This is a genomic window from Microbacterium gilvum (assembly GCF_039543865.1).
Lineage (GTDB): Bacteria > Actinomycetota > Actinomycetes > Actinomycetales > Microbacteriaceae > Microbacterium > Microbacterium gilvum.
The window spans coordinates 707,992-720,028 of sequence record NZ_BAABKO010000001.1; the positions used below are offsets into that span (position 1 = coordinate 707,992).

Genomic DNA, 12,037 nt, shown 5'->3' on the forward strand with positions numbered 1-12,037 from the left:
GGAGTTCGCCTCTTCAGGGGCGCCCCGCGCCTGACCGACCCGTGAACGTCTCATCGGGCCGCGCACAACGCAGGAGATCCCGGCGCCCGCGGCCTCGTATCCGCGTGAATCGGGGCCAGTGCCGACCACGGTCGCCCGGAACACCTGCGGTGTGCACCGCGATCCGGCGCTACGCCTCGCCGTAGAACAGCCGGTCGAACACGCGGCGGGCGCGACGCGCGGTGCGCAGCCAGTCCTCCTCGACCTCCGTCGCGGAGTGCGCGGGATACTCGAGGATGCGTCCGATGCCGTCGAGCGCGCGGCGCTCCGTCGGCAGGAGGTCGCTCGTCTTGCCCGAGGCGAGCGTGTTCGCCGAGCGCAGCCGCGCGGCCAGCCGCCACGACTCCGCGAGCAGCTGCGCGTCGCCGTCCGCCACGAGGCCCGCCGCACGCGCGGCCTCCAGCCCGTCGAGCGTCGAGGTCGTCCGCAGCGCCGCGTCCGAGCGGCCGTGCTCGAGCTGCAGCAGCTGCACGAGCCACTCCACGTCGCTGAGCCCGCCGGGGCCGAGCTTCAGATGGCGCGTGCGGTCGATGCGCTGCGGCATCCGCTCGTTCTCCACCCGCGCCTTGATGCGCTTGATCTCGCGGGTCGCCGCGAGGTCGAGAGCGGCGGGATAGCGGATCTCGTCGGCGAGAGCCATGAAGTCGGCGATGAGCTTCGACGAGCCCGCGATGCCTCGCGCACGCAGCAGCGCCTGCGCCTCCCACGACAGCGACCAGCGCCGGTAGTACTCGGCGTACGCGTCGAGAGAGCGCACGAGCGGCCCGCTCCGGCCTTCCGGCCGAAGCTCGGCGTCGAGATCGAGCGGGAGCCGCATGTCCTCCGAGACGCGGCGCACCTCCGCGACGATGCGGCTCGCCAGCTCGTGCGCGCGGCTCGGCTCGACCTGCTCGGGGCGGTAGACGTACAGGACGTCGGCGTCGGACCCGAAGCCCAGCTCCGCACCGCCGAACCGGCCCATCCCGATGATCGCGAAGTCGAGCGAGTCGTCCTCGGGCGGGACGACCTCGCGCCGCACGGCGCGCAGCGTCGCCTGGATGGTCACCTCGGTGATCGTCGTGAGCGCCGAGCCGAGCTCCTCGATCGTGATCGCGCCGAGCACGGCGCCCATCGCGGTGCGGAGCATCTCGCGGCGCCGCAGCGCCCGGACCGCCGCCATCGCCTCCTCGAGATCGCCATGACGGTCCTGGATGGCTCTGGCCTCCGCCTGCAGGACGGCTCCCGTCCGGGGGCGCTGCTGCTCGACGGAGTCGAGCCACGCGACCGACTCGGGGATCCACTCCATGAGGTCGCCGATGTACCGCGACCCGGACAGGAGCTTCGTGAGCCCCTCCGCGGCGCCCGATGAATCGCGCAGCATGCGGAGGAACCACGGCGACTCGCCGAGCCGCTCGCTGATGCGCCGATACGAGAGCAGCCCCTGATCCGGGTCGACGCCGTCGGCGAACCATCGGAGCATGACCGGCATGAGGTGGCGCTGGATGGTCGCCTTCCGGCTGAGCCCCGTCGTGAGGGCGCGGATGTGCCGCAGCGCGCCACCGGGGTCTCGGAACCCCGTGGCTGCGAGACGCGCGTGCGCCTCGTCGGCCGTGAGGCTGCGCTGCTCCTCGGGGAGCGCGGCGACGGCGGAGAGCAGCGGACGGTAGAACAGCCGCACGTGGATGTCGCGCACCTCGCGCTTGACGGCCTCCCACTGCTCGACGAGCCCCGACGCGGTGTCGGCGAGCCCGCTCGCCCTGGCCAGCACGCGGACCCCGTCCTCGTCGCGCGGCATCAGGTGCGTGCGAGACAGGCCGGCGAGCTGCAGCCGGTGCTCGAGCAGGCGCAGCACCCGGTAGTCGCGCGCGAACGCGGCCGCATCCTGCCGGCCGATGTACCCCTCGGCGACGAGCGCGTCGATCGCGTCAAGCGTTCCCCGCACGCGGATCGACGCGTCTGACACTCCGTGGACGAGCTGGATCAGCTGCACCGTGAACTCGACGTCGCGGATGCCGCCCGGCCCCAGCTTCAGCTGGAACGGCACATCCACGGCGGGGATGTTGTCGGTAACGCGCTCGCGCATGCGCTGCACGCTGTCGACGAAGTTCTCCCGGCCCGCGCTCTCCCAGACCTTGGGCTGCGTGCCGGAGACGTACGCCTCCCCGAGCGCCGCGTCGCCCGCGAGCGGCCGCGCCTTCAGCAGCGCCTGGAACTCCCAGGTGTGCGCCCACCGGTCGTAGTACGCGAGATGCGATGCGAGACTGCGGACGAGGGCGCCCTGCTTCCCCTCCGGGCGCAGGTTGGGGTCGACCTCCCACAGCGGCGGCTCGACCTCCGTCTCGGAGATGCCGCGCATCGTCTGCACGGCGAGCCGGTGCGCGATCTCGAGCGCCCGCGACTCCTCGATGCCTGCCCCGCCGGCGACTCCGCCGACGAAGATGACGTCGACGTCGGAGACGTAGTTCAGCTCCCGCGCCCCGGCCTTGCCCATCCCGATGACGGAGAGGAGCGTCTGCTCGACCTCCGCGCGCGGGAAGAGGCCGGCGCCGGGGACGCCGCGGACGACGCGCGCCCGCGCGACCGCGAGCGACGCCTCGAGCGCCGCACCCGCGGCATCCGCGAGCGCGGCGGCGACGTCTTTCACGGCCGACACCGGGTCGCGCGACAGCAGGTCGTAAGCCGCGATCCGCGCCAGCTGCTCGCGGTAGGCGACGCGCAGCGCGACCCACGCCGTCTCGTCGGCGTCGGAGGCGAACCCGTCGCCCGCTCCCACGGCGTCGAGCAGCTCGCGCCGGAGCTCCTCGGCCGATGGCAGCCGGTCGCCGAGCGCCGGCACCGCGGCGAACGAGGCGGGACGACGCAGGTAGAAGTCCCCCAGGCCGCGGGATGCCCCGAGCAGCCGCCATGCGACGAGCCGGCCACGCGCGTCCGACAGCACGCCCGCGGCGTGCTCCGGCGCACGACGGGCGATCCGCAGCAGGCCGCCGAGCGCCTCGTCGGGGTCGGCCGCGCGTACCGCGTCGGCGAGCAGCGTCTCCCGCTCGACCGCCACGAGCTCGGCGAGCTCGGCGATCGCCGCATCGGCGGCGCCGAGGTCGCTGAATCCGATCCGCGCGAGCGCCGTGAGGCCCGAGGCGCGGCGCTCCCTCACCATCGACGCGCCGCCGCGATCAGATGACGTCGAGCGTCGACTTCAGCTCGTATTGCGTCACCTGGGAGCGGTACGCGTCGTACTCGCGGCGCTTGTTCGCCAGCACGTAGCTGAAGATCTGCTCGCCGAGCGTCTCCGCCACGAGCTCGCTGTCCTCCATGAGCTTGATGGCGTCGTACATGCTCGACGGCAGCGACTGGTAGCCGAGCGCTCGGCGCTCGGCGCTCGAGAGCGCCCAAACGTTGTCCTCCGCCTCCGGCCCGAGCTCGTACTCCTCCTCGATGCCCTTGAGGCCGGCCGCGAGCATGAGCGAATACGCCAGGTACGGGTTCGCGGCGGAGTCGATGGCGCGGTACTCCACACGCGCGGAGCCGCCCTTCCCCGGCTTGTAGAGCGGGACGCGGATGAGCGCCGAGCGGTTGTTGTGGCCCCAGGTGATGTAGCTGGGCGCCTCGTCGCCGCCCCACAGGCGCTTGTACGAGTTGACGAACTGGTTCGTGACGAGCGCGATCTCGTTCGCGTGCTTGAGCAGGCCCGCGATGAACTGGCGGCCCGTGCGCGAGAGCTGGTACTGCGCGCCCTCCTCGTAGAACGCGTTCACGTCGCCTTCGAAGAGCGACATGTGCGTGTGCATGCCGCTGCCGGGCTCACCGGCGAGCGGCTTCGGCATGAACGTCGCGTGCACGCCCTGCTCGATCGCGACCTCCTTCACGACCGTGCGGAAGGTCATGATGTTGTCGGCCATCGTGAGCGCGTCGGCGTAGCGCAGGTCGATCTCGTTCTGACCGGGGCCGACCTCGTGGTGGCTGTACTCCACGGAGATGCCGAGGTCCTCGAGCATGCGCACGGCGCGGCGGCGGAAGTCGTGCGCCGTGCCGCCGGGGACGTTGTCGAAGTAGCCGGCGCGGTCGACGGGCTCGGGTCCCTCCGCGCCGAAGCGGCTCGACTTCAGCAGGTAGAACTCGATCTCGGGGTGCGTGTAGAACGTGAAGCCGGCGTCGGCCGCCTTCGCGAGGGTGCGCTTGAGGACGTTGCGGGGCTCGGCCGACGCGGGCTGCCCGTCGGGCGTCGTGATGTCGCAGAACATCCGGGCCGTCGGGTCGACCTCGCCGCGCCACGGCAGGATCTGGAACGTCGAGGGGTCGGGGAACGCCAGCAGGTCGGACTCGTACGAGCGCGTGAGCCCCTCGATGGCGGAACCGTCGAAGCCGATGCCCTCGCCGAACGCGCCCTCCACCTCCGCCGGGGCGATCGCCACCGACTTGAGCGTGCCGAGCACGTCGGTGAACCACAGGCGCACGAACTTCACGCCGCGCTCCTCGATCGTGCGGAGCACGAAGTCCCTCTGCTTGTCCATCGGATCCTCTCTGACGCCTCGCCGCATCCGGCTGCGCGCTGTCTCCCAGACTAGTGGTCGGCGGTGCCCGGACGCGTCTGCGACCAGTCGTCGTCGCTCGCGTCGTCGTCGGCCCACGCGCGCGAGCGCTCGGCCATGAGCTCCGGCGCCTTCGCCGCCTCGGCCTCCGTGTCGAACGGGCCGGCGCGGTCGACGGCGGGCGAGACGAGGCCGAACTCGACCTGCCCGGTCCGGAGGTTGTACCAGTACTTCTTCTCGGGGTCGTCCTGGAGGCTGCTCATGCGTCGATCCTATGCACGCGCGCGGCGCCGGGCCAGGAGGCCGGCGAGGGCGATCGCGACGAGTCCGAGCGGCATGGCCGCCTGCACCCACGGGCCCGCCGCGACGCCCGCCGTGGTGCCGTCGCGCAGCTCGACGTCGGCGACCATCACCCCGGCCTCGTCGATCGGCAGCGCGTCGAGCGTTGTGCCGTCGGGGGCGATGATCTGGCTCGTCCCGGTCGTCGAGAGGTTGACGACCGACCGCCCCGTCTCGATCGCGCGCATGCGGGCGAAGGCGAGCTGCTGCAGGTTCTCGTCGGTGCCGCGGAAGTCGGCGTTGTTGGTCTGGAGCAGGAAGACCTGAGCGCCGTCTCGGATGCCCTCGGCGATGAAGGCGTCGGAGATGACGTCGAAGCAGATCGCGAGTCCGGCCGCGACCCCGTCGATGTCGAACACCGGGCTGTCGTCGCCCGGCGTGTACTCGCGCTGGATGAGCCCGATGAGGTCGGGCGCGAGCGCCTCGAAGAACGCCCGGTCGGGCACGTACTCTCCGAACGGCACGGGATGGCGCTTGGAGTGCAGCTGCTCGGCGCCGTTCCCGGTCCACAGCATCGAGGTGTTGTAGATCGGCGTGGCGGGGTCGGTGGGATCCCCGCCGCGAGCCGACGCCGCGTTCATGAGGAGCGGCGCGCCGAGATCGTCGACGACGGCGTCGAGCGCCGCGGCCGTGGCCCCGTTGTACAGGGGATCGCTGTCGACCCCTCCCTCTGGCCACACGACGACGTCGAGATCGAGGCCGCGCAGGGGCTCGGATGCCGCGATCTGCGCGTTGAGGACGGCGTACGGCTCCCGCTCGTCCATGTAGGCGGCCGGACCGTCGCCCTGCACGGCGCCGACGGACAGGGTGCCGGCCGGCGTCGTGGGGAACTGCGGGGTCGCGAGGAGCGCGATCGCGACGATCGCTGGCAGCACGGCGAGGCGCCATCCGCGTCGGCCCGTCTTGCGCGCGGAGAAGAGGATGCCGGCCTCGAGGATGAGGGCGCACAGGAGCACCATGAGGAATGTGAGCCCGCTCACGCCGATCCACGACGCCACCGTCGCGAGCGGGCTCTCCGACTGGCTCATGCCGATGCGCCCCCACGCGAACCCCCCGTACGGCCACGAGCCGAGGACGATCTCGCGCGTCGTCCAGACGGCGGCGACGACGGCGGGCAGCGCGGTCATGCGCATCCAGGGGGTGTCGCGCAGCCGGGGCAGCCACCGGTAGGCGAGCGCGATCGGGACGGCGCCGGCGGCGAGGAAGACCGTCTCGACCGTCGCGAGCGCGACCCACGGCGCCCAGGCGAAGGGGTCGTCGCCGAGGAAGCCCGCCGCCCACGAGATGTGAGGGAGGTAGAAGCACGCGCCGAACACGCCGCCGACGAGCACCGCCGCCCACGCCCGGCGGCCGCGCAGGCTCGCGAGCGACAGCGTCACGGCGACGAAGGCGAGCGGCCAGACTCCGAGCGACGGGAAGGCCGCATCGAGCGCGAGCCCGCCGGCCGCGGCCGCGAGGATCGCGGCCCGCAGCGGCAGCAGGGGGCGTTCGGGCATGACGGCAAGCCTACGGGCGCGCCGCCTCACAGCGAGCTGTAGGCGACGATGCCGCGGCGCACGGCGTCGAGCGCCGAGCGCGCCGTGCGCGCGAGCGGCCCATCGGCGACGATCGACAGCTGGTCGAGGAGGTCGATCGTCTGCTTCGCCCAGCGCACGAAGTCGCCGGCGGCCATGTCGGCGGCGGAGAGCACGCGATCGAGGCCCTGGCCGCGCGCCCACATGTGCATGGCCTGCGCGAGGCCCGCCGCCACGGGGCTCGTGCCTGCGAGCCCGCGATCGCGCTCGAGATCATCGAGACGGCTCCACAGCATCTCGGTGGCCGACAGCGCCTCGCGGAAGGCTCCGCGTGGCAGTCCGTGCGCGTCGACCGCCTCGTCGCGCCGCGGCTCGTACACGAGGGCGCACGCGAGCGCCGCGAGCGCGGGAGCGTCGAGCTTCTGCCAGAGGCCCTCGCGGAGGGACTCCGCGACGAGCAGGTCGCGATCGCCGTAGATGCGGCGCATCCGCCGGCCCGCAGCGGTGAGCGAGACGCCGCCGTCGCCGCGCCCGAGGTAGTCGAGCTCGTCGAGCACGTCGATGATGCGGTCGAACTGGCGCGCCACGCTGCCGGTGCGGCTCTCGATCTGCCGGCGCAGCTTGCCGATCTCCTTGCGCAGCTTCCAGTACCGCTCGCCCCACCGGGCGTGGTGCTCGCGATCGGGGCAGCCGTGGCAGGGATGGCGCTGCATGCGCCGTCGCAGCGCCGCCATCTGCTCCTGGCGCTGCTGCCTCCTCGCACGGGAGGCGTTGAGGTCGCGGCGGTTCAGCTTCTCGAGGTCGCTCAGCTCCCGGCGGATGCCGGCGTACTCCGCGAAGTCGCCGCGATCGCACGCCATCGCCTTCTCGTAGCCGGCGAGCGACTCCTCGGCGTCCTTCACCTGCCGGGCGAGGCCCACGACGGCCCTGTCGGCCTGGAACTGCGCGAACGACGACTCGAGCAGCTCGCGCGCCCGTGCCGTGCCGAACTGGTCGATCAGGTTGACCGCCATGTTGTACGTCGGCCGGAAGCTCGAGTTGAGGGGGTACGTGCGACGGGAGGCGAGCGAGGCGACCGCCTGCGGGTCGAGCCCGTCGGTCCATTGCACGACCGCGTGCCCTTCGACGTCGATCCCGCGTCGCCCTGCGCGGCCCGTGAGCTGCGTGTACTCCCCCGACGTGATCGGCACGCGCGCCTCGCCGTTGAACTTCTCGAGCTTCTCCAGCACGACCGTCCGCGCCGGCATGTTGATGCCGAGGGCGAGTGTCTCCGTCGCGAACACGGCCTTCACGAGCTTGCGCTGGAAGAGCTCTTCCACGACCTCCTTGAAGGCGGGGAGCAGGCCGGCATGATGGGCCGCGACGCCCCGCTCGAGGTCGTCCTTCCATTCCCAGAAGCCGAGCACGCCGAGGTCCTCGTCTGGCAGCGACGCCATCCGCCGGTCGACCACCGCACGGATCTCCGCGCGCTCCTCAGCCGTGGTGAGCCGCGCGCCCGACCGGCGCACCTGCTGCACGGCCTGATCGCACCCGACGCGGCTGAAGATGAAGAAGATCGCCGGCAGCAGGTTCTGCCGCCCGAGGAGCTCGATCACCGCCGGCCGCTCCATGCGCTCCATGCGCCGGACGGGGCCGGGTCGCCTGTACGATCCTCTCCTGCCGCTCCGCCGGCCGGAGATGACGGCCTCGTTTGCCCGATGCGTCTGCGCGAAGGACGATCTCACGCGCAGCAGCTCCTGGTTGACCTGCGCGGCTGCGGCGCCCGCGCGCTCATCGAACAGCGGCAGCAGATCGCCCCGCACGAGCACGTGCTGCTCGAGCGGCACGGGCCGTGTCTCCGACACGATGACCTCGGTGTCGCCGCGCACCGCGTCGAGCCAGTCGCCGAACTCCTCCGCGTTCGACACCGTCGCGCTGAGCGAGACGAGCCGCACGCTCGGCGGCAGGTGGATGATGACCTCCTCCCACACCGCGCCGCGGAAGCGGTCGGCGAGGTAGTGCACCTCGTCCATGACGACGTACCGGAGACCCTGCAGGGCCGACGAACCGGCGTAGATCATGTTGCGGAGCACCTCGGTGGTCATGACGACCACGCGCGCATCCCCGTTGATGTTCGTGTCGCCGGTGAGGAGCCCGACCTCGTCGTCGCCGTAGACCGCCTGCAGCTCGCGGAACTTCTGGTTCGACAGCGCCTTCATCGGCGTGGTGTAGAACGCCTTCTCGCCGGACGTGCGCATCGCGAGGTGGACGGCGAACTCGCCGACGATCGTCTTGCCCGCGCCGGTCGGCGCGGCGACGAGCACGCTCCGCCCGTCCTCCAGCGCCTGGCAGCCCGCGATCTGGAAGGGGTCGAGATCGAAGCGCTGCGCGTCGGCGAAGTCGGCGCTGATCGGATGGCGTCGCCGCTCCCGGGCGGCCGCGTAGCTGTCGGAAGGGCTCGGGCCGCTCATGCAGGAGACCCTATCGCGCCTCGTCGTGCTCGCGGCTCAGGCGTCGGCGAACAGCTCCGGGTTCTTCTTGCGCTTGCGCCGATCGAACAGCAGGGCGAGGAGCCCGGAGAGGACGTACAGCACGATGAGGATCCCCGCGAGCAGCAGCATCGACGTGATGTCGGCGGCCGGCGTGGAGATCGCCGCGAAGGCCGTCGCGACGACGACGGCGACGCGCCATCCCTTCATGATGGCCTTGCCCGTCAGGATGCCCGCGAGGTTGAGCGCGATGAGGAACACGGGGCTCACGAAGGCGACGCCGAGCACGAGCAGGAACTTCAGGACGAAGTCGTAGTAGTAGTCGTACTTGTAGAACTGCGCCCCGGCATCCGGCACGAACGACGCCATCAGCTCGATCACGTGCGGGAGGATCAGCAGCCCCACGTAGCAGCCGGCGAAGAAGAGCGGGATGGCAGCGCCGAGGAAGCCGACGGTGTACCGCACCTCCTTGCGCGTGAGCCCCGGCATGATGAACGCCCATACCTGCCAGAGCCAGACGGGTGCGGAGAGCAGCAGGCCGATCGCGAACGCGATGCGCATGCGCATGTCGAAGCCCGCGGTGACCGAATCGAAGTTCAGCTGCGCGAAGTCGTCTCCCCGTCGCTCGGCGATGAGCTCGATCGGGTGCGTGAGCACCGCGATCACGGGATCGGTGATGAGGAACGCGACCACCATGCCGACGACGAGCGCCGCGGCCGCGATCATGAGGCGCTTGCGCAGCTCGACGAGATGAGCCGCCAGCGTCATGCGGCGATCGCGGTAGGGCATGTCGTCCGGCACGGACACGTCCGTGTCGGCCTGCGCCATCCCTAGCTCGGGGAGGAGCCGGAGGAGCCGTCGGCCTTGGGCTTGTCGACGGTCTCGCCGTTGAGCGTGTAGGAGCCGTCGGCCGCGGGCTTCTTCGCCTCGTCGTCGCCGCTCTCCTCCTTCATCTGCTTCATCTCGCCCTTGAAGACGCGAGCCGACTGGCCGACGCTCTTCGCGAGGGCGGGAAGGCGGGCCGCGCCGAAGAGGAGCAGGATGACGGCGAGCAGGATGAGCAGGTGCCAGCCGTTGAGGTTGCCGAGCATGAGGTTCTCCGTCGGTCGTGAGGGGGTCGATGCGAGTCTAGCCGGAGGATCCCGTGCGCCGCGGGTCTCGACGCACGGATCCGCTGCAGGAATCCTCTGGTCGGGGATCCGGTGCCGCGTAGAGAGCCAGCGCCTCGTCCGCCCATCGCCGCGCGGCCTGCCGCGCCGACGCGGGGCCGACGATCTCGAGCCGGCCCCCGAGCCTCGTCGCGAGGCGACGGAGCGACAGCGGGTCGGCGAGACGGATCCGCGCGGTCTCGACCTCGTCGGCTCGATCGATCTCCGCGGTGCGGAGGTAGTCGCCGAGCAGGGACGCGTGCTCCTGCCGGTAGCGCACGGCGACCACGTGGTCGCCATCGGCCGCTCCGAAGGGCTGAGGCTCGTCCGCGCCGGGGCCGTGCGCGATCGGGATGCCCGTGAGGCGCACGTCGCCGACCCGGTCGAGGTGGAACGTGCGCATCGCGCGGCGAAGGTGGCACCAGCCCTGCAGATACCACTGGCCGTCCGTGATGAGCACGCTGACGGGGTCGACCGTGCGCGTGGTCGGCTCGGCGTCGGGTGCGCGGTACGTGAACGACAGGGCGACGCCCTCGCCGATCGCACGCGAGACGAGCGTGCGCACCTCGTCGACGGGGCCGGGGGCGACGACGACGTCGGCCGGCGCCGCAGACGCGCCGCGGGCGAGCTTCTCGACGAGGCCCGCGTACACCTCGGACTCCGCGACACCCGGGATGGCGCGAGCGAGCTGCAGGCCCGCGAGGAGCGCCGCCGCCTCGCGCGCCGTGAGGCGCGGCGCCCGCTCCAGCGCGACCTTCTCGCTGATGCGGATGGCGTCGCGCTCGTCGAGCAGATCCCAGTCGATGTCGAACATCTCGTTCGGCATCTGGAAGTACCCGTCCTCGCCCGGAAGGCCGATGAGGGGCAGCCGCTTGACGAGGCGACGCATCTGGGCGGGGGTGATGTCGAACTCGTCCGCCGCCTCCTCGACGGGCACCTCGCCGCGTTCGAAGAGATACGGCACGAGGGTCAGGAGGATGCGGACCTGGTCGCTCGCGAGGAAGCTCATCGCGCCGCCTCCTCCGTGTGCGCTGCGGCGGCGGCCCTGAGCCGCTCCACGACGGCGTCGCGCAGGTCATCGGGGGCCACGACGCGCACCTCGGGCCCGTAGGAGGCCAGCTCGTCGGCGAAGATGTGCCGGTCGACGTACGGCACGAGGTAGCCCTGGGGGGCCGACTCGGCACGCCGCAGGAGGCGCAGGGCCCCCTCGGAGCCCGGCGTGACCTCCACGAGCGCACGCTGGCGCCGTGCGACCTCCTCGAGCCCAGCGAGCGCGCGTTCGCCCGCTCCCGCGCGCGCGGAGGCGGGGAACACCGCACCCGTCGGGACGACGTCGCCGACGATGCGGCTCAGGAGGAACGTCCGGTCGGCTGCGGCGTCGACGTCGAACCCGTAGACATGCCAGCGCCCCTCGTACTCGACGAGCGCGAGCGGCTCGACCGTCCGCCGCGTCTCGGCGTCCTCCCCCGGCTTGAGGTACGGGAACGTCACGGTGCGCGACCTCTCGATCGCCGCCTGCAACGGACCGAACGCGGCGTCGCGCGGGTCGAGCCGAGGCGCGAAGCCGAGGATCGGCTCGTCCACGTCGATGCCGAGCGAGCGGATCTTGCGCAAGCCCGACCGCGCGTCCGCCGAGAGCGACCCCGAGCTCCACACGCGCCCCGCGAGGCCCAGCACCGCGAGCTCGGCTGGCGTGAAGGAGATGTCCTCCGGCAGGTGGTATTCCGACTTCGGAATGCGGTAGCGCGCGTCGCGCAGATCGTTCGGATCTGTGCTGGAGGGGATGGTCTCGAGCGGCATCCCGATGCTGCGCAGCTCCTCCTTGTCGCGCTCGAACATCTTGTCGAGGGCGTCGGAGCGCGACCCCGCCCGCTGGCGGTAGCCGGAGACCGACTCGAGGATCTGCTGCTTCGTCAGCCCGATCTCGGTCGCGACGAGCGCGACGACGAGGTTCATCAGTCGCTCTTCCGCAGGGATCCGCTCGGCCACGACAGCCATCCTAGGATCCCCGCGGACCGCGCGGA

General features: G+C 71.8%; 9 protein-coding genes. All 9 read right to left on the bottom strand.

Annotated elements, in window-relative coordinates:
- Positions 1-169 precede the first annotated feature (169 nt).
- Genes ABD998_RS03650 through ABD998_RS03690 form a run of 9 tightly spaced genes read right to left on the bottom strand, consistent with a single transcriptional unit; the run spans position 170 to position 12,011 of the window.
- Positions 170-3,172, bottom strand: coding sequence for a bifunctional [glutamine synthetase] adenylyltransferase/[glutamine synthetase]-adenylyl-L-tyrosine phosphorylase (locus tag ABD998_RS03650; RefSeq protein ID WP_345436012.1), 3,003 nt, complete (start codon positions 3,170-3,172; stop codon positions 170-172).
- A gap of 16 nt (positions 3,173-3,188) precedes the next feature.
- Positions 3,189-4,526: a type I glutamate--ammonia ligase gene (glnA, locus tag ABD998_RS03655; protein ID WP_345436014.1), complete on the bottom strand. Its 1,338-nt coding sequence runs from the start codon at positions 4,524-4,526 to the stop codon at positions 3,189-3,191.
- Positions 4,527-4,576: 50 nt separating this feature from the next.
- Positions 4,577-4,807 (bottom strand): SPOR domain-containing protein, encoded by a 231-nt coding sequence (locus ABD998_RS03660; protein WP_345436016.1) that lies wholly within the window; start codon positions 4,805-4,807, stop codon positions 4,577-4,579.
- Positions 4,808-4,816: 9 nt separating this feature from the next.
- A complete protein-coding gene (gene lnt / locus ABD998_RS03665) occupies positions 4,817-6,379 on the bottom strand; it encodes an apolipoprotein N-acyltransferase (protein ID WP_345436018.1) in 1,563 nt (520 codons plus the stop codon).
- Positions 6,380-6,405: 26 nt separating this feature from the next.
- A complete protein-coding gene (locus ABD998_RS03670; RefSeq protein ID WP_345436020.1) occupies positions 6,406-8,847 on the bottom strand; it encodes a DEAD/DEAH box helicase in 2,442 nt (813 codons plus the stop codon).
- 36 nt (positions 8,848-8,883) lie between these two features.
- Positions 8,884-9,693 (bottom strand): twin-arginine translocase subunit TatC, encoded by an 810-nt coding sequence (gene tatC / locus ABD998_RS03675; protein WP_345436022.1) that lies wholly within the window; start codon positions 9,691-9,693, stop codon positions 8,884-8,886.
- A gap of 2 nt (positions 9,694-9,695) precedes the next feature.
- Positions 9,696-9,956, bottom strand: a complete 261-nt coding sequence (gene tatA / locus ABD998_RS03680; protein WP_345436024.1) for a twin-arginine translocase TatA/TatE family subunit — start codon at positions 9,954-9,956, stop codon at positions 9,696-9,698.
- Between the two features lie 37 nt (positions 9,957-9,993).
- The gene (locus tag ABD998_RS03685; protein WP_345436026.1) at positions 9,994-11,022 is read right to left on the bottom strand and encodes a helix-turn-helix transcriptional regulator; all 1,029 of its coding nucleotides are present in this window, start codon (positions 11,020-11,022) and stop codon (positions 9,994-9,996) included.
- On the bottom strand, positions 11,019-12,011 hold the full coding sequence (locus tag ABD998_RS03690) for a helix-turn-helix transcriptional regulator (protein WP_425562933.1): 993 nt from the start codon (positions 12,009-12,011) through the stop codon (positions 11,019-11,021). Before ABD998_RS03690 ends, ABD998_RS03685 begins: the two co-directional genes overlap by 4 nt.
- Positions 12,012-12,037 lie beyond the last annotated feature (26 nt).